15 protein-coding genes are annotated in these 18,613 nt (G+C 60.4%); 8 read left to right on the top strand and 7 right to left on the bottom strand.

Annotated features, from left to right (window positions below):
• Window positions 1-72 precede the first annotated feature (72 nt).
• A complete protein-coding gene (locus AAHA41_RS01705; protein ID WP_323069607.1) occupies window positions 73-972 on the bottom strand; it encodes a LysR family transcriptional regulator in 900 nt (299 codons plus the stop codon).
• Window positions 973-1,128: 156 nt separating this feature from the next.
• Here AAHA41_RS01705 and AAHA41_RS01700 point away from each other — a divergent pair, with 156 nt between their 5' ends.
• Both AAHA41_RS01700 and AAHA41_RS01695 read left to right on the top strand, forming a co-directional pair.
• On the top strand, window positions 1,129-2,151 hold the full coding sequence (locus AAHA41_RS01700) for an MBL fold metallo-hydrolase (protein WP_043849351.1): 1,023 nt from the start codon (window positions 1,129-1,131) through the stop codon (window positions 2,149-2,151).
• A 91-nt stretch (window positions 2,152-2,242) separates the two neighbouring features.
• Window positions 2,243-2,962 carry a transporter substrate-binding domain-containing protein gene (locus AAHA41_RS01695; protein WP_042032867.1) on the top strand — a complete coding sequence of 240 codons (720 nt, stop codon included), beginning with the start codon at window positions 2,243-2,245 and terminating at the stop codon, window positions 2,960-2,962.
• 78 nt (window positions 2,963-3,040) lie between these two features.
• Here AAHA41_RS01695 and AAHA41_RS01690 read toward each other — a convergent pair whose 3' ends face one another.
• Entirely contained in the window at window positions 3,041-4,333 is a 1,293-nt protein-coding gene (locus AAHA41_RS01690; RefSeq protein ID WP_041208124.1) for an HAAAP family serine/threonine permease, read from the bottom strand.
• Window positions 4,334-4,827: 494 nt separating this feature from the next.
• On the opposite strand from AAHA41_RS01690, the gene AAHA41_RS01685 reads away from it, so the two are divergent.
• Complete coding sequence (locus tag AAHA41_RS01685; protein ID WP_320657297.1) at window positions 4,828-5,766, top strand: LysR family transcriptional regulator; 939 nt, start codon at window positions 4,828-4,830, stop codon at window positions 5,764-5,766.
• 73 nt (window positions 5,767-5,839) lie between these two features.
• A complete protein-coding gene (locus tag AAHA41_RS01680) occupies window positions 5,840-7,252 on the top strand; it encodes an MATE family efflux transporter (protein WP_323070357.1) in 1,413 nt (470 codons plus the stop codon).
• A gap of 86 nt (window positions 7,253-7,338) precedes the next feature.
• Here the strand turns inward: AAHA41_RS01680 and alsS are convergent, their stop codons facing one another.
• Window positions 7,339-9,009 (bottom strand): acetolactate synthase AlsS, encoded by a 1,671-nt coding sequence (alsS, locus tag AAHA41_RS01675; RefSeq protein WP_323070356.1) that lies wholly within the window; start codon window positions 9,007-9,009, stop codon window positions 7,339-7,341.
• A gap of 18 nt (window positions 9,010-9,027) precedes the next feature.
• Entirely contained in the window at window positions 9,028-9,822 is a 795-nt protein-coding gene (gene budA / locus AAHA41_RS01670) for an acetolactate decarboxylase (RefSeq protein ID WP_033115811.1), read from the bottom strand.
• 108 nt (window positions 9,823-9,930) lie between these two features.
• Here budA and AAHA41_RS01665 point away from each other — a divergent pair, with 108 nt between their 5' ends.
• Window positions 9,931-10,842 carry a LysR family transcriptional regulator gene (locus AAHA41_RS01665; protein ID WP_323070355.1) on the top strand — a complete coding sequence of 304 codons (912 nt, stop codon included), beginning with the start codon at window positions 9,931-9,933 and terminating at the stop codon, window positions 10,840-10,842.
• Window positions 10,843-10,864: 22 nt separating this feature from the next.
• Here the strand turns inward: AAHA41_RS01665 and tyrS are convergent, their stop codons facing one another.
• A complete protein-coding gene (gene tyrS / locus AAHA41_RS01660) occupies window positions 10,865-12,064 on the bottom strand; it encodes a tyrosine--tRNA ligase (RefSeq protein WP_041208119.1) in 1,200 nt (399 codons plus the stop codon).
• 109 nt (window positions 12,065-12,173) lie between these two features.
• Between tyrS and AAHA41_RS01655 the strand changes: the two genes are divergently transcribed.
• Both AAHA41_RS01655 and AAHA41_RS01650 read left to right on the top strand, forming a co-directional pair.
• Window positions 12,174-13,511 carry a peptidoglycan DD-metalloendopeptidase family protein gene (locus AAHA41_RS01655; protein ID WP_042032862.1) on the top strand — a complete coding sequence of 446 codons (1,338 nt, stop codon included), beginning with the start codon at window positions 12,174-12,176 and terminating at the stop codon, window positions 13,509-13,511.
• Window positions 13,512-13,635: 124 nt separating this feature from the next.
• Window positions 13,636-14,754, top strand: coding sequence for an anhydro-N-acetylmuramic acid kinase (locus AAHA41_RS01650; protein WP_323070354.1), 1,119 nt, complete (start codon window positions 13,636-13,638; stop codon window positions 14,752-14,754).
• An 80-nt stretch (window positions 14,755-14,834) separates the two neighbouring features.
• Here AAHA41_RS01650 and AAHA41_RS01645 read toward each other — a convergent pair whose 3' ends face one another.
• Window positions 14,835-15,296, bottom strand: a complete 462-nt coding sequence (locus tag AAHA41_RS01645; RefSeq protein WP_323070353.1) for a GNAT family N-acetyltransferase — start codon at window positions 15,294-15,296, stop codon at window positions 14,835-14,837.
• Between the two features lie 929 nt (window positions 15,297-16,225).
• Here AAHA41_RS01645 and AAHA41_RS01640 point away from each other — a divergent pair.
• Complete coding sequence (locus AAHA41_RS01640) at window positions 16,226-17,491, top strand: RidA family protein (RefSeq protein ID WP_104015452.1); 1,266 nt, start codon at window positions 16,226-16,228, stop codon at window positions 17,489-17,491.
• A gap of 56 nt (window positions 17,492-17,547) precedes the next feature.
• Here AAHA41_RS01640 and AAHA41_RS01635 read toward each other — a convergent pair whose 3' ends face one another.
• The gene (locus AAHA41_RS01635) at window positions 17,548-18,369 is read right to left on the bottom strand and encodes a hypothetical protein (protein WP_323070352.1); all 822 of its coding nucleotides are present in this window, start codon (window positions 18,367-18,369) and stop codon (window positions 17,548-17,550) included.
• Window positions 18,370-18,613 lie beyond the last annotated feature (244 nt).

Below are 18,613 nucleotides of genomic sequence, written 5' to 3'. Positions count from 1 at the left end.
CGCCATGTTAGGCCTGCCCCGCGCCTTTGTTAAGTACGATGGTTAAGAGCGGTGGCGAAAATATGCAGCCTTTTATTCAGGCTCGGGCTCAGCTTGCAGGGATTCGGCCAGAAAATCCCCCAGCAGGGTGATCTTGAGCACCTGCCGCCGCGCCGCCGGATAGATGAAGTAGAGGGTCTTGGCCGGGCTCTGATAGTTGCCAAACAGCGGCAGCAGACGTCCCGCAGCGATATGGTCATGCACCTGTTCGGCAGGCTGCAAGGTGATGCCGGCCCCGGACAGTGCCGCCGTCAGCAGCGCCGGCCAGTGGTTGATGCGCAGGCGCGAGGCGACCCGCACCTCCTCGCTCTGGCCATCGCCCCCGACAAACTGCCAGCGCTCGTGCTCGCCCCAGTTGCCATGCAGACACTGGTGGCGGGCGAGATCGGCCGGATGACGGGGTACCCCGTGACGATTGAGGTAGTCGGGCGCCGCGCAGAGCCGGTAGTGCTGGGTCAGCAATGGGCGGGCAATCAGCGCCTCATCCTGCGGGCGCAGGGTACGGATGGCGGCGTCAAACCCCTCCTCCACCAGATCGACCCAGCGCGGGGTAAGCTGCAGATCCACCTCCAGCTTGGGATAACGGTCGAGAAAAGCAGGCAACAGCGGCACCAGCCGGTGGTGGCCAAAACTGAGGGGGGCGGCGATGCGCAGCCGTCCGGCCGGCTCGGCCAGCAGGTTCTGGGTGAGTGACTCGGTCAGTGCCAGCTCCTCCAGCACCCGCTGGCAACGAGCGAGAAAGAGCTGGCCCAGCTCGGTCAGGGTCTGCTGGCGGGTGGTTTTGTGAAACAGCTTGCCCCCCAGCCACTGCTCCAGCCCCAGCACATGCTTGCCCACCATCTGGGCGCTGATCCCCTCTTCGCTCGCCACCGCGCTGTAGGAGCCGAGATCCACCACCCGGGTGAAGATACGCATGCTGGTCAATCGGTCCACAACCCCTCCTTTTTGCCCGTTTCAAGGCCATTTGGCCTGCGACAAGGGCTCAGATTCACAACCAGAAGTTTAGTAAGAAATGATTTTTAGCCAATTTATCGCACTTTTGGTTACCAATATAGTGACCAGCAACGCCACCAAACAGGACATATCCCCATGAAAAGCACCTATCTGGCCGCCCTGCTGGTCGGTCTGCTGGCCACCGGTGTCAGCCAGGCGGCCGAAAGCAGCTTTATCAGTAACCTCGATCACGCCCCGGCCACGGCAACTCAAGCCCGGCCCGATATCTTCCGGGTCAGCCTGCTCGGCACAGGCACCCCGGTGCCCCAGATCAGCCGCGGCGGCTACAGCACCCTGGTCGAGGCGGGCAACCAGAAGCTGGTGTTCGACTTTGGCCGCAACTCCGCCACCCGCCTGTGGCAGTTGCATATCCCCATCGGCCGGGTCAACGCCTTCTTCCTCACCCACTTTCACTCGGACCACACCAACGGGCTGGCGGATCTCTGGCTGACCGGCTGGCTGCAACCGGCCTATGGCCAGCGCCACGCGCCGATGGAGCTTTACGGGCCCAAGGGCACCGATGCCCTGGCTCACGGCCTGCAGCAGGCCTACGCCACCGATATCGCTACCCGGGTCAAGGATGAGGGGACGCCGCTCGACGGGGTGAAGATCAACAGCCACGAGGTGACTGCCGGGGTGGTCTACGACCGGGATGGGGTCAAGGTAACCGCCTTTGACAACGATCACGGGGTCAACATCAAGCCGTCGTTTGGCTATCGCATCGACTACCACGGCCACAGCGTGGTGCTCTCCGGCGATACCCGCTACAGCCCGCAGGTGGTGAAAGAGGCCAAGGGAGCGGATCTGCTGGTGCACTGCGTCTCCATGACCTCGGCCGAGCAGATGAAGGCCAACCCGGGCTACAAGGCGATCGCCGGTCACCTCGCCTCCCCCGAGCAGGCCGCCCGCGTTCTCAACGAAGCCAGACCGGCCCTGACCGTGTTCAGCCACATCGGGCTCAACGGCAAGATTACGGTCAAAGATCTGGCGCAGGATCTGCGTGCCCGCTACACAGGGCCGTTCGTCATCGGCAATGACCTGATGCAGATTGACCTGCCCACCACGCCGTCCGGCAAGGGCTACGCCCTCTGGCAGGCGGAGAACATCGACAACAAATAGGTGATGTGGATGGCGCTCAGTCATGGTCGGCATCCGCAATCGGCACCACAGGGCTATCTTTAAGAGGTGTTTGACCACAAGGAGTTATCTCATGAGTCTGAAATGGAAGCACCTCGCCCTGGCCACCCTTCCCCTGCTCGGCATGTCGGCCGCTCAGGCGGCGCAGTTGACCAGCCTTGAATGGCCACCCTACACCAGTGCCAGCCTGCCTGAACAGGGCAAGACCAGTCAGGTGGTGACCGCAGCCTTTGCCCTGGCCGGCGACCCGCTGACCATCAAGTTCTACCCCTGGCAGCGGGCGGTGGACGAGGCGACCAACAACCCCGAGGTGCTCGGCTACTTCCCCGAGTATCTCGATCCCAAGAGCAGCTGCCTCTTCTCCGATCCCATCGGCCACGGCCCCCTCGGCTTTGCCCAGCGGGCCGATCAGCCGGTGAGCTGGCAGAGTCTGGACGACCTGAAGGGCAAGAAGATCGGGGTCGTCACCGGTTACGTCAACACCACCGAGTTTGACCAGAAGGTTGCCAGCAAAGCGCTCTCGGCCGATGCCACCACCTCGGATAGCCAGAACCTGCTCAAGCTGGGCAACGGCCGGCTCGATCTGGCGGTCATCGACCAGAATGTGATGACCTATCTGCTGGAGAGCGATCCCCACCTCAAGGGGGTCGCCGCCAACCTCGCTTTCAACAGCAAGATCCTCGAGGACAAGTCGCTCCACGTCTGCTTTACCAACTCCGCCAAGGGCAAGGAGGCGCGGGACAAATTCAACAAGGCGCTGGCCAGCGACGAGGTGAAGAAGCTGATGAAGTGACGCTCTCCACCGCAAACAGCCATAAAAAAAGCCGCCTCTTGCGAGGCGGCTTTTCATTCAACAGATTGACCGGAGTTATCAGGCAATCAGCTTGTAGATGATACCGGACATGGCGATCAGGCCGATGATGGTCACGAAGCCGTTGCTGATGTTGCCAGCGTATTTGCGCATGGCCGGAACCTTGGCGATGGCGTACATCGGCATCAGGAACAGCAGCATCGCGATGATGGGGCCGCCCAGATCTTCGATCATGCCGAGGATGCTCGGGTTGATGGTAGCGATGGCCCAGGTGGTCAGGATCATGAAGATCGCGGTCACTTTGTTCAGCTGCTTGACGTCAACGTTCTTGCCCTTTTCACGCAGAGCCTTGGCCATCAGGCCGTTCATGCCCTCTTGCGCACCCAGGTAGTGACCCAGGAAGGATTTGCTGATGGCAACCATGGCGATCAGCGGAGCCACAGTGGCGATAACCGGGTTGTCGAAGTGGTTGGCCAGATAGGACAGGATGGAAATGTTCTGTTCTTTGGCAGCAGCCAGGTCAGCCGGGGAGAGGCTCAGTACGCAGCTGAATACGAAGAACATAACGGTCATCACCATCATGACGTGGGCGCCCAGCAGGATGTTGCTGCACTTCTTCTCGGCGTTCTCACCGTAACGACCTTTGTTGTCCACCGCGAAGGAGGAGATGATCGGGGAGTGGTTGAAGGAGAACACCATTACCGGGATAGCCAGCCACAGGGTCTTGATGAAGTCGCCGTTGAAGGCATCACCCAGCGCCGGAGCTTCAGTGATGATGGCACCGTTCCAGTGCGGGATCAGGTAGAGCGCCAGGCCCATCAGGGTGATCACGAACGGGAATACCAGCACGCTCATCGCTTTGACGATAACCTGGCCGCCGAGGCGAACGATCGCCATCAGACCGAGGATCAGCGCCAGAGACAGGATGGCACGGGGAGGTGCAGTCATGCCCAGCTGGTGAACCATCAGGCTTTCGACGGTGTTGGTGATGGCTACTGAATACATCAGCAGGATCGGGTAGATGGCAAAGAAGTAGAGCAGGGTGATGAACTTGCCTGCGGTCTTACCGAAGTGCTCTTCTACTACTTCGGTGATGTCGCCATCACGGGTAGAACCGGACAGCACGAAGCGGGTCAGGCCACGGTGGGCGAAGAAGGTCAGCGGCAGGGCCAGGATCAGCATGGCAACCAGCGGCCACAGGCCACCTACACCGGCGTTGATCGGCAGGAAGAGCACACCGGCACCGATTGCGGTACCGTACAGGCCCAGCATCCAGACCACATCGGCCTTGTTGATGCCACGAGCGGCGTTGCTGGCTACACGACCATCAGCTGCAATATTCATGTCAGACATAAGTTGTTCCTGTCATCTAGGAAAAATGGGATTCTTGTTCATTCGGGCCTTGGCCCGGTTCCATCTCCCTGGAACGCCTGCTCTTCTTCCCTGTAGCTCTCACGCCCCGGCAATCTGGTCATCACTCCATGTAACAACAAGAATGCAACAAACAACGGCATGAGTTTTTGACTCTGAGGGGGGACACCTGCTCGCCTTAACAACTCGACAACATGCGTCTCTCTCGATGGGGTGACTTTAATTAAATGACCTTATTAATCACAGCGTTTTTTTGAATTAATCAACCAAAGTTTGATTCGAGTCGCCTTTCGGACGACTAAGATCACACTCAAGGCGCCTTGTTGTGAGTTTTTTTTAACATTTAAAATTAGTTTCATTGGATTCAATGAATTTTGATAATTTACATTTTTAAAACAAGCGACCATTTCCGGGTGGATTGTATGCAACATCCCCTTGGCGTACCCTTGTGACTCACGCCTTTTTGTTGACTCAAGATGACCATAACCCGTACCGATCTCGCCGAACTGGCGGTGTTTGCCGCCGTCGCCCGCCACCGCAGTTTCAGCAAGGCCGCCCTTGAACTCGGCGTCTCCGCCTCCGCCATCAGCCACAGTCTGAAGGGGATGGAGGAGCGACTGGGGGTACGGTTGCTCAACCGCAGTACCCGGGCCGTGGTGCCGACCGAAGCGGGCCAACGGCTGCTCAAGCAGCTGCTCCCCACCCTCAATACCCTGGAAGAGGCGCTCGCCGAGCTGGCCCGCAACAGCGATGAACCAGTGGGCAGGCTCAAGCTCTGCGCCCCGCGCAACGCCATCGACAGCCTGCTGGCACCGGTGCTCATCGACTATCTGGCTCGTTATCCGCGGATGCAGGTGGAGGTGGTGGAGCAGGAGCTGATGCCGCGCATGATCGAGGATGGCTTCGATGCCGCCCTCTTTTACGGGGATCTGCTGCCCAAGGAGATGATCGCCATTCCGCTCGGGCCGCCCCAGCGCTATCTGGTGGTGGGCTCTCCCGCCTATCTGGCGCAAAACGGCACGCCGGAGCACCCGAGCGAACTGAGCCGCCACGCCTGCATCGGCTATCGCCTCACCCCGCACCACCACTACCGCTGGGCCTTTGCCGCCGATGGCAACCTGCTGGAGATCGAGGTAACCGGGCCGCTCACCACCAGCACGCCGGCCCTCTATCTGGGCGCTGCCGAAGCGGGGTTGGGACTGGCCTACTGCCTTGAGGAGGAGGTGAGCCAGAAAGTTGCAGAGGGGAAACTCATCACGGTGCTGGAGCCCTGGAGCCCCACCTTTGCCGGCTTCTATCTCTTCTATCCGAGCCGCCATCAGCTTGGCAGCGGGCTGCGCATCCTGATCGACATGCTCAAGGCGCACTATCAAAACAGCGGATTACTGAGTAACATTCAGCAATTCATCAAGTAGAAACCGGATTATCACCAAAAAAGTATTAATCTAGACTAACTGTTCGATAACCGAGCACATCGAGAGAACAGATATGTCTGCCTACTTCACATTACGGCAACGGGCCATGACCCGTCGCTTTTGGGCCTATGCCCTCCCTTCGATCCTTGCCATGCTGGTGTCCGGTGCCTACTACCTGGTCGATGGCATCTTCGTCGGCCACTATGTGGGGGCGGCCGGTCTGGCCGGCATCAATCTGGTCTACCCGGTGATCATGGTGCTGCTCGGTCTGGCCGCCATGATCAGCATGGGTGCCGCCACCGGCATCTCCTACCAGCAGGGTGCCCGCAACTTCGCGCTGGCGCGCAAGACGCTGGTCAATGCCCTCTGGCTGCTGCTGGTGCTCGGTATTACCGCCCCCATCCTGCTCTATTACCTCCACACCGATATTCTGCTGGGGCTCGGCATCGAGCAGGGCACCGAGACCTGGAAGCAGGCGAGCGACTATCTGCTCTGGATTGGCGGCGGTACCCTGCTGCTGGCGAGCAACCTGGCGGTGCCCTACTTGCTGCGCAACGATGGTCGCCCGAAACTGGCCATGGTGCTGGTGAGCAGCGGCGCCGTGCTCAACATCCTGCTCAACTACGTGATGGTGGCCAGACTGGGGCTGGGACTGATCGGTACCGCCCAGGCGACCCTGATGGCGGAAGGGGCGGTGAGCCTGATCGGCCTTGGCTACTTCTTTACCCCCTGGGCCCGACTGCGCCTCGGTTGGCGCGACATGGTGCCGAGCCTGCCTACGGTGCCGAACCTGCTCTTTACCGGTCTGCCGAGCCTGATTGCCCAGTTCAACCTCGGCCTGCTGCTGATGCTGCACAACAGCCAGCTGATGGTGTATGGCAATGTGAAGGATCTCGCCGGCTTTACCGTGGCCGGTTACACCGAGGCGGTCTTTATCGTCATCCTGCAGGGGCTGGCCTTCGGCATTCAGCCACTCATCAGCAAGGCGGCCGGGGCCAAGCGCAATCGCGACCTCAAGTATCTGATGGAGATGGGGCTCAAGTTCACCTTCATCTACGGCATGCTGGTCTGGATCACCATCCAGCTGCTGCCCCAGCAGGTGGCCATGCTCTATACCGGCGATGACGACCCCGAGCTGCTGGCCGCCGCCGTCAGCAGTCTGCTGCTCAATCTGGGCGCTATTCCGCTGGAGGGGATCATCATGTTCGGCATCGTGCTGCTGCAATCCATGGCCCGTACCCGTCAGGCGCTGGTTATCTCGATTGCCAAAACCGTGCTGCTGCTGCCGCTCATCTTCCTGCTGCCGCTGCTGTGGGGGCGTGATGGGGTGCTGATGGCCCAGCCGGCCACCGTGCTGCTGCTCACCCTGCCGCTCTGCTGGCTGCTGTGGCGTGAATGGCTGCGCCTCAAGCGCGCCTGCGCCCCCACAATCAAGCGCCGCGCCAAGCCGGTCAGGGCCGACGGGGCCATTCAGCTGGCTCGCTAAATTCGGCCTGAACCCTGCCTGCAATCGGCATAAAAAAACCGGCATCCCTGATGCCGGTTTTTTCATCTCTCAGCGCCCGAGCCAACTCAAGCCATCACTTCCGGCCTGAGCTGGGCCATCAACCCGGGGTTGTCGCTGTAATCCACCGGAATGGCCACCACGGCCGGCCCCTCCACCGCCAGCGCGGCACGCAGGGTGGCGCGCAGCTCGTCGGCCGAGCGCACCGCAAAACCGGCCGCCCCGAACGACTCGGCGTAGCGCTTGAAGTCGATGGCACCGAACGACACGCCGGAGGTGCGGCAATACTTCTGCTGCTCCTGGATCGCCACCATGTTGTAGCCGTTATCGACCCAGATGATGTGGACGATATTGCTCTTGAGCCGTACCGCCGTCTCCAGCTCCATGCTCGACTGCATAAAGCTGCCATCCCCCGATACCGAGATCACCTTCTCCCCAGGCCGTACCAGCGCAGCGCCGATGGCCCACGGCAGGGCGACCCCCATGGTCTGCTGACCGTTGGAGATCAGCACCTGACGGGCGCGGAAGCTGTAGAGGTAGCGGGCGATCCAGATATGGAAGCTGCCCATATCGACGCAGAGGGTCATGTCATCGCGCACCAGATCCTGCAGCTCGCGCACGATCCGCAGCGGGTGCACCGGCGTGCCGTGCAGATCGTCGGCCCGCATCGCCAGCCGCAGCCGCTGCTGGCGCACCCCTTGCAGCAGGCGATCCACCTCGGGGATGCGCAGCTTGGGCGACCCCATACGGCGGGTCAGTTGCAGCAGGTTGGCGCGGATCGATCCCAGCAGCTCCGCCGCCGGGCAGTAGCAACTGTCGATATCGGCGGGCAGCACATCGATATGGAGGATGCGGCGCACCCGGTCGCCATTCCACAACACGGGGTCGTATTCGATGGGGCTGTAGCCGATGGCGATCACCAGATCGGCCCCCGCCAGCAGCTGATCTCCCGGCTGGTTGTTAAAGAGCCCCACCCGCCCGGCGAAATCATCGAAGTGGCAACTGTCGACCACCCCGGCCGCCTGATAGGTACCGGTCACCGGCAGCCGCGCCTTGTCGAGGAAGGCGCGCACCGCCTCGGCGTTCTCCGGCCGGCTCGCCATCAGGCCGAGCAGCACCACCGGATTGTCCGCCTCGCGAATGAGCTCCAGCGCCTGGGTCATGCTCGCCTCGTCGGCGGCGCCGGGCTCCGGCATCTCGCGCGGCACCAGCACCTCCCCCTGCACCGGCTTGTTGATGATGTCCATCGGCAGGCTGACAAAGGCAGCACCCGGGCGGCCAAACTCGGCGGCACGAAAAGCGTTGGCCATCACCTCGGAGAGGGCCGCCCCGCTGTTGACCTGAGCGCTGAACTTGGTCACCGGACGGCAGAGGTTGACCGTATCCATGCTCTGGTGGGTGAGCTTGAGGCAGTCGGCACGGCGCACCGCACCGCCCAGCGCCACCATGGGATCCCCCTCCGAGGTTGCGGTCGCCAGCCCGGTAATAAGGTTGGAGCAACCGGGGCCCGAGGTGACTAGCGCCACCCCCGCCTTGCCGGTCAGGCGCCCCACCGCGGCAGCCATAAAGGCGGCGTTGGCCTCGTGGCGCACCACTATGGTCTCGATGGGGGAGTCCTCCAGCGCATCGAACACCCGGTCAATCTTGGCGCCGGGAATACCGAACACCTGCTTGACCCCCTGCGCCTCCAGATGGCGCACCACCAGCTCGGCGCCGCACTTCCACTGTCTGTTTGCCATGATATTGCTCCTTCTATATCAGCCTTCCGCGGCCTGAATGGCGCGATCGAGATCGGCGGGGTTGAGGTCGGCCTGCCGGAAAGCGGGATCCGATGGCAGGGCCAGATTGAGATGACGCACCACCGAGAGACGCAGGGTGCCGTGGGCCATGGTGTAGTCGAGCAGATGGCCGCCGCCGCTGCGATCGGCGGTGATCATGTGCTCGTGAAAGCCCGCCACATTGATCCCCTGCACAAACGGCGGGCAGCGAAAGCCCACCAAAGTCCCCGCTACCGCGGCAAAGCGGAACAGCGGCTGCTGCTCGATGGCCTCCAGCATGGGGCGATAGGGCGGCTCCTGACGCGGCACGGTGCGCACCTTGGCCGACTCGAACTGGCCATCGAGGCGCATGGCGACGAAGACGTTGTCGGAGCCCACCAGCCGGTCGACCCACTGGTGAATTTCGTCGCGGCTGAGGGGATGGTCGAAGCGACGCTCCAGACAGGGGCGAAAGTGGGTCATCACCGCAAAGGGAGTCTTCTGATCGGCGCGGGCGGGCCGGGCCGAGCCATCGGCCCGCAACTGGTGGATCTGGCGCTCGAAGGCGATCAGCTCGCCATCGAGGTGGTTGAAGGTACCGAGACCAAAGTCGCCGTGGCGCAGCAGCTCGCTCATGGTGGTCTCCCCTTCGTAGACCCCCGCCAGCAGGGCGCTCATCAGCGAGCTTTGGTAGATCTCGCCGCCATCGTGCTGCCTGCGCCAGCGGGAAAACTGCTGGCTCACTTCGAGGGCACACGCGCATCCGGCACTGTCAGATGTTGCAATACGTTCCATTCGGGTTTCACCTCCGGCCTGAATCCTGTTAGCGTTCGGATTCAATGGTGACCCAGATCACATTTCAACACCAATACACCGATCCCGCGACTTTGAGACTCTTTCGATATGGAACTGCGAACCCTGCGCTACTTCATGGCGGTCGTCGACAAACAGAACTTCACCCGGGCAGCCGAGGCGCTCAACATGGCCCAGCCGCCCCTGAGCCAGCAGATCCGCAAGCTGGAGGAGAGCCTCGGCACCCCGCTGCTGCGCCGCCTGACTCGCGGCGTCGAGCTGACCGAGGCGGGCGCGAGCCTCTATCGGGATGCCACCCAGATCCTGGCGCTGGCCGATGCCGCCAAACAGAAGGTGAAGCGGATCGCCCGCGGCGAGCAGGGGGCGCTGCGTATCGGCTTTGCCGGCTCTACCGTGCTCCACCCCGCAGTGCTGACCCTGCTGCACGACTATCGGGAACGCTACCCCGAGGTGGCGCTCACTCCGCAGGAGGGCACCATGCCGGCACTGGTGGAGGCGCTGCGCCACGACCGTCTCGATGCCGCCATCCTGCGCCTCCCCTGCAGCGGCAGTCAGGGGCTGGATCACCACCTCATCGAACAGGAGCCGCTGCTGATCGCCCTGCCCACCAGCCACCCCAAGGCCAAGCTCGGCCCCATCGCCCTCGCCAGCCTGCGCGATGAGAGCTTTATCCTGTTCCCCCGCGAGATTGGCCCGGGCCTTCACGACGGCATCATGGCCCTCTGCCGGGAGGCGGGATTCGAGCCGCAGCTCGGCCCCGTCTGCCCGCAGGTGATCTCCACCGTCGGCATGGTGCAGGCGGGCTTTGGCGTGACCCTGGTGCCAAGTTCGGTGGCGGCGTTGCGTCCGGTCGGGGTGAGCTATCACCCCATCGCCGGCAGCGGCCTGATGACCACCATCAGCCTCGCCACCCGCTCCCACCCCGGCAGCGCCGTGCTGCGCCGCTTTATCGCCCAGATACAAAAAAGGCCTCCCGAAGGAGGCCTGTTACGGCAATCTTGATGCCTTGCTTGACGGTCGCGGTTTACTTGACGGTCACGCGGGCGAACTTGCGCTTGCCGACCTGATAGACGGCGGTACCGGCACCGATGAGAGCCTTGCCATCTTCCAGCTTCTCGCCATCAACCTTGACCGCGCCCTGCTTGATCATCCGCAGCGCTTCGGAGGTGGTGGCCACCAGATCGGCATCTTTCAGCAGGTTGGCAATGGCCAGACCTTCACCTTCCAGAGCCAGCTCGACTTCCGGCATTTCGTCCGGAATGGCGTTCTTGGAGAAGCGCTGGGTGAAATCTTCGTGGGCCGCTTCGGCTGCCGCTTCGTCGTGATAACGGGCGATGATCTCTTTGGCCAGCCAGATCTTCACGTCGCGCGGGTTGAGAGTGCCGGCAGCGATGCCTGCCTTGAACTCTTCAATTTCAGCCAGCGGACGGAAGGAGAGCAGCTCGTAGTAGTTCCACATCAGATCGTCGGTGATGGACATGATCTTGCCGAACATCTCGCCCGGAGCGTCATGGACACCGATGTAGTTGCCTGCGGACTTGGACATCTTCTTGACGCCGTCCAGACCCACCAGCAGCGGCATCATCAGCACGCACTGGGTCGCCATGCCGGCATCTTTTTGCAGCTCGCGGCCCATCAGCAGGTTGAACTTCTGGTCGGTACCGCCCAGCTCAACGTCCGCCTTCAGCGCGACCGAGTCATAGCCTTGCAGCAGCGGATAGAGGAATTCGTGAATCGCGATGGACTGGCCATTGCTGTAGCGCTTTTTGAAGTCGTCGCGCTCCATCATGCGGGCCACGGTCTGCTTGGCCGCCAGCTTGATCATGCCGGTCGCACCCAGCTCGCTCAGCCAGCTGGAGTTGTACTCGATGCGGGTCTTGGCCGGATCGAGGATCTTGAACGCCTGCTCGGCATAGGTGAGGGCGTTGTGCTTGATCGCCTCTTCGGAGAGCGGCGGACGGGTGGCGTTCTTGCCGGAGGGGTCACCCACCATGGCAGTGAAGTCACCGATCAGCAGGATCACTTCATGGCCCAGATCCTGGAAGGTTTTCAGCTTGTTGAGGATCACGGTGTGACCCAGGTGAATGTCGGGGGCCGTCGGGTCCATGCCCAGCTTGATGCGCAGCGGGCGCCCTTCCTTCAACTTGGCAACCAGTTCCTCTTCAACCAGAATTTCTTCCGCTCCGCGCTTGATCTCGGCTAGCGCCACCTCGAGCTGGGACATTTTTTGACTCTCCATCACGATTCCACAGGGCCAAACATATTACTGGAATGGCGGGCCAATTGGAAAGGCTGTAAAATCCGTCCATTCTGCCCGACTTCATCTGCATCTCATGGTTATTTGGCACGCCTTCAACTCTCTCCCACACTGGCACCGCAAGATGGTGCTGATTTTGAGCATCATGATCATGATGCTGGCGGCCTGGCCCAGCGAACAGGCGGTCGCCACCCGGGTCGATGAAAACGGCAACGAGATTGCCCTGCGACAGCAACAGGAAGAGAACAGCGACGACAATCTGCCCCAGGACGACATCACCGCAGATGCCGTGCAACCGGCCACCCCGCCCAAGCCGAGCTATGTCACCAAACATGTGAAGGTGCGTCGTGGCGACAACATGGGGGTGATCTTCCAGCGTCTGGGGCTCAGCACCACGGATCTGCACCTGATCGACCAGCTCGATGACAGCAACCCGCTGCGCATGTTGCAGCCGGGGCAGGAGCTCACCTTCAAGCTGACCGAAGATGGCCAGCTGCACAGCCTCTACTACCCCCACAGCCTCGAACAGGCGCTCAAGGTGAGCCGCAAGGATGACACCTTCGTCGCCCGCAGCGTCAAGATCGCCCTCGACACCCGTGAACAGGTGACCAAGGGGGAGATCCGCTCCAGCTTCTGGAGCTCCGCCGTCGAGGCGGGCATGACCGAAGATCAGATCATGGACTTGGCCGCCATCTTCGGCTGGGACATCGACTTTGCCCAGGACTTGCAACCGGGCGACAGCTTCCGGGTGGTCTACGAAGACAAGTTCCGCGATGACGAGCGGGTTGCCTCCGGCGATATTCTGGCCGCCGAGTTCGTCAACCAGGGCACCGCCTACCGCGCCGTGCTCAATGAAGATGGCAACTACTACACCCCGGAAGGCAAAGCGATGCGCAAGAGCTTCCTGCGCGCGCCGGTCAACTTCAAATACATCAGCTCCAACTTCAACCCGCGCCGCCTCCATCCGGTGACCGGCAAGATCCGCCCCCACAACGGCATCGACTATGTGGCGCCGGTGGGCACCCCCATCATGGCGGCAGGCTCCGGCAACGTCGTGGCGGCGGGTTACAACCAGTTCAACGGCAACTACGTCTTTATCAAGCATGCCGGCAACTATGTGACCAAGTACCTGCACCTCTCCAAACGTACCGTCAACAAGGGGCAGCGAGTCAAGCAGGGGCAGACCATCGGCCTGTTGGGTGGCACCGGTCGCGTCACCGGCCCGCACCTGCACTATGAATTCGTGGTGGGCGGCGTACACAAGAACCCGCGCACCCTCAACCTGCCGCAGGCGGAGTCCCTGAGCGGACGCGAGCTGGCCAACTTCAGAAAACTGGCGACACCGCAACTGGCCAAGCTCGACAGCCCCGAGCTGCAGCTGGCCCAGAACAAGCGGGAGAGTCGCGGCAACTAAAGCCTTCAGGGCTGGCGGGGTAGCAGCCCCGTCAGCCCTTTTTATTTTGCCTGCGCATGGCTCTGCGCCATGCTGCATCGGTGTCGGGAAGCGGACTATCCCGACCAGCGAGTGAGGAGAGCCAATGGCTGAACGCTATATCGGATTGATGTCAGGCACCAGCATGGACGGCATCGACGCCGTACTGGTGGTGATCGACGGGGATCAACTGCGGGTCGAGGCGGCCCTCAGCCACCCCTGGCCCACCGCCCATGAGCTCCATGAGCTCTGCACGCCGAGCGACAACGAGATCGATCGCATGGGGGTGGCCGACAATCTGGTGGCGCGCGAATTTGCCGCCGCCACCCACGCCCTGCTGGCCAAGACGGGCCTCACGCCCGCCGATATTCGCGCCATCGGCAGCCACGGCCAGACCATCCGCCACCGCCCCCAGCTTGGCTTTACCCTGCAGATCGGCAACGCGGCCCTGCTGGCGGCGCTGACCGGCATCGACGTTATCGCCGACTTTCGCACCATGGACATGGCCCTCGGCGGTCAGGGAGCGCCGCTGGTGCCCGCCTTCCATCAAGCCTTCTTTGCCCGCCCCGGCGCCCTGCGGGTGGTGCTGAACCTCGGCGGCATCGCCAATATCTCGGTGCTGCCTGGCCATGCCAACGGGGTCTATGGCTTCGATACCGGCCCGGCCAACACCCTGCTCGACGGCTGGTATCGCCGCCATCACCCCAAGGGCGCCGGTTACGATGCCGGCGGCCAGTGGGCAGCCAGCGGCCAGCTCATTCCCGAGTTGCTGGAGCAGCTCTTGGCTCACCCCTACTTCGCCGCCCCCCATCCCAAGAGCACCGGGCGAGAGATGTTCACCCTGGCGTGGCTCGATGGCGAGCTGGCAGGTCGCCCCTATGCTCCGGCGGACGTGCAGCGCACCCTGCAGGCGCTCACCTGCCACAGCATCGCCCGCCAGCTGCCTGCGACTCCCGCGGCGTTCGGGGCCAGCCAACCCAAGACCGAGCTCTTTGTCTGCGGCGGCGGTGCCTACAACACCCCGCTGCTGGCGGAACTGGCCAGCCTGCTGCCCGGCTGGCGCATCGCCAACACCGCCGAGCTGGGGATTGCTCCCGACTGGATGGAAGGAGCTGCCTTTGCCTGGCTGGCGGAGCGTTTTATCAAGCGCAAACCCGGCAACCTGCCCGCCGTCACCGGCGCCAGCCGTCCGGCGGTGCTCGGCGCCCTCTATCCGGCGGGCTGACGGGCCCATACCCGGCCTTGCTATCGCCTGTCAGCCTGCGGCTGGCAGGCTTGTTCCCCTCCCCGGTTCACCCACACCTGTTAATGCAGCCCCTCGATATTGAGGCTGTAGTAGTGCTCATCCTTCTCGATCTTGCCGGTAAAGCGAAAACCGAACGAGGCGTAGAGCTCTTTGGCAATCCGGTTATCCTCGTCGATCATCAGCAGCACCTCCCGATACCCCTCGCGGCCAAAGTGGGCCAGCAGCTCGCCAAAGACCTGCCGCCCCAGCCCCTGCCCCATAAAGCGGGCATCCAGCATAAAGCGGAAGATCTCGACCATGTCGCCCGGCGCATCACCCCCCTTGTACATGACAAAGCCCACCAGCTCCTCCCCGCGATAAATCGCTCTGGGCTCAAAGCCTAGGAAGTAGGCCGCCTCCACCAGCGAGATGGCATTGCAGCAGAGATACTGCTCGAACAGGGTGCCTACCCCGTCCTTGTTGGTTGTCAGCTCGCACACCTCGAAGCAGTTCGAGGCATCGATCTTCTCGATCCTGATCATCTACATCCTTCCGTTGTATCCGGCCCGCTGGCCGCGCTAAATAAGCCCTCTCCTCTCTTTGCGCTGTCTTAACGCTGCACAGTCATAACGCTTGCACCGTCATCACGGGCAAAACCGGAGGGGAAGCCTGCCACAACAACACAGGGTTGTGCGCCCGATGGCAGGCTCAAATTGTTTCACCTGAGTAACAAAGAACAGAAACACCATTTCACTGGTGCAAAAATAGCGGGGAGCCCTGACAACCACCGGTCGGGAAACCGGAGTCAGGGCCGGTGGCCGATCCTGACATGCAGGGGTGAAGGGAGTCTGAACGAGCCCGCTTGCCCGGCTCGGCACCGCTGAAAATTCATGGCATACGGCTGATGCGGTGGACTCCTTGCAGCGGCGTGCCACGGGATATCCGGAAAGCCTTTTCACCGGCCCCATGCAAAAGCGCTGAATTATATTCCCGTTACATCTTTGCGGGGGCCTGAATATCCCGCGGCTACCATATTTTTGCTCTGCCAGATAGTGCTTATAAAAATGCAAAAATAGATATTTATGCGGCAAAAAATGAATGCGCTGCCAGCAAGCCTGAATAATTTGCAATTATCCTGAGTGCCAGCCACCCCTATTTCTGGCGCCAATACCGTTGGCGCGGGCCTCGCCCTGCAGGCCGCTAAAAATGGCCGCCAGATGCCTCTTATCATCCCTGAATTGATCCGCACCGGAGATATATTTCAGGGCGTTGAGCCATCTCATAGAAACGCGATCCCGGTTTGCATCGCTATTTTGCGGTTCATAGAATCGCGCTTGTCTGAACCCTCTCCCCCTCTGGTGCCACAATGGTTGCCGGGCGCGCTATATCGCCGCGCTCTGCCCACATTTTTTGTCGCTGGCGGGAGGAACCCCTGACCCCAATAACGATGATTACAACGAGGTGTATCCCAATGAGTGGCACTATTATCAAGTCGGCCCGCAATACCCCCAATGCTCCGCAGCATATCGGCCCCTATACCCAGAGCGTGGCCTTCTCCCACTACAACAATATCTCCGCCCAGCTGCCGATCGACCCGAAAAGCGGCGCCCTGATCGAGGGTGATATCAAGGCGCAAGCCAGACAGTGCCTCACCAATATCAAGGCCATCGTCGAGAGCATCGACCATGTGATGGACGACGTGGTGAAAGTGACCCTCTTCCTGCAAGAGATGGCTGACCTCGAGGCAGTCAACGAGGTCTATCGCGAGTTCTTCCCGCGCAACCTGCCGACCCGCACCGTGCTGGCCGTGGCGGGTCTGCCGCTGCACGCCAAAGTGCAGATGGATGCGCTCATCTCCAACGGCGAAGGCACCTTCCCGCAGGCTCCCTGCCCGCTGGTGAAGCTCGCCCGCAACAGCGCCCGTGCACCGCAAGACCCGCTCTCCACCCAGACCGTCGCCTTCTCCCACTACAACAACATCGGCGCCCAGCTGCCGGTTGAGCCCGCATCCGGCGCCCTGATTGGCGGCGGCATTCGCGAGCAGGCGGCCCAGTGTCTGCACAACATCAAGGCGGTGCTGGAGGGGATCGACGTGCCCTTCGACGATATCGTCAAGGTGACCGTCTACCTGACCAATCTGGACGATCTGGATGCCGTCAACGAGGTCTACACCACCTTCTTCCCCGACTCTGCCATTGCCCGCGCCGCCGCCTATATGCCGGCCCGCAGCGTGATTGCCGCCTCTGCGCTGCCCATGGGTGCGCTGGTGCAGATGGATGCGGTCATCTCCCACGGTGACGGCACCCCGCCGCAACTGGTGGAAGACAGACACAATCTGGTGATCCGCCCGCGCAATACCGACAAGGCACCGCGCAGCCCGCTGCACACCCAGACCGTCGCCTTCTCCCACTACAACCATATCGCCGCTCAGCTGCCGGTTGATCTGGCCACCGGCAAGATCCTGACCGGCTGCGTGCGGGAGCAGACCGCCCAGTGTCTCAGCCATATCAAGGCGATTGTGGAGAGCATCGGCCATGTGATGGACGATATCGTCAAGGTCAATATCCAGCTCGCCAATATCGCGGATCTGGCCGAGGTGGATGCCATCTACACCAAATACTTCCCGGCCTACCTGCCCGCCCGCACCGTGATCGCGGTGCGCGAGCTGCCCGCCGGCGCACGAATCCAGATGGATGCGGTGATGTCCAACGCGGAAAGTACCCCGCCGCAGGCGTAAGCTGTTTCGTTGACGATAAAAGGACACCGGCTTATGGCCGGTGTCCTCTTATTACGCTATTTAAATAATATGTCGTTGGATTGAGTCTTGTAACACCTAGATTTTCTCAATTTTTTTATCGCTGAATCTATCAGTGCAATACACCCAGAAAAGAAGAACATTCCTCCGACCATAAACCCGGTGAGCAATACTGCATTGAATTTAGCAGGTTCATCCATGGCTGTAACAGCATACGCATGCTCTTTTCCGAAGCCAGCCTCTCCTAGCAGCAACTCTTTGAATGAAAGAGATAAAATAAAAACACCAAACCCAATCATGGCAATAAAATTTAATACAGCACACAGCGATTTATATTTTTCACCATGATACCCCTCTAGAGTTTCGCTGATTAAAACTAAGCCACATGCGCCTCCCACAATGTATAGAGCATTATCTGAAAAAGGGGTCACATATATTAGAAAAGCTCGCATTCCTGGCGTATGGTATGAAAATGACTCTGCGAATCCATGAAGCTTAGGAAATACATCGATCCCATTATCCATCAAAACAACATTTAATATATCAATACATGGCGCCCCCAAGAGCATATAGAGCGCAACCTTGAATATTATGCCTTGTACTTTTAAATAGACTTTTTCATTATCTCTCTTGTCATAGTGATCTATTATTTTCAATGCCGCGACAATAGAGAATAAAAACGATGAAATGGCAATGATTAATGTTGGAATGCCAGATATAAAGAAGCCACCTCTTTTCGCTGGCACATAAGTATACCCATTAGCCAGTTCTGCAACACCATAGATCACAAAAAAAACCATTACGAAAGCACAAATTAGGCGTATTCCAACTGGGATATGATTTGGTTTATATTTTGGCATACAGGCCTCGGAACCTAGGAAGTTGATGTCACACCAGAAATTGATAAATGTGTTTTTAAAGGCGGCTATGTTGATTTAGCTAAATTTTTAAATTTTTTACAACACCCTATAACCTTAAAATATAGTATTTCATTTATTATTATGACTGTCTCATAAACCAGTATCCAAGTAGGAATATTGTACGCATCAACATCCATTTGATAAATGGTCTCGCTAACAACACCTCTGTTTGGAACCCATTTAT

Source organism: Aeromonas sp. SER (assembly GCF_038739615.1).
Taxonomy (GTDB): Bacteria; Pseudomonadota; Gammaproteobacteria; order Enterobacterales; family Aeromonadaceae; genus Aeromonas; species Aeromonas jandaei.
Note: the sequence above shows the minus strand (reverse complement) of the source record. Positions and strands in the feature narration are given on the sequence as shown.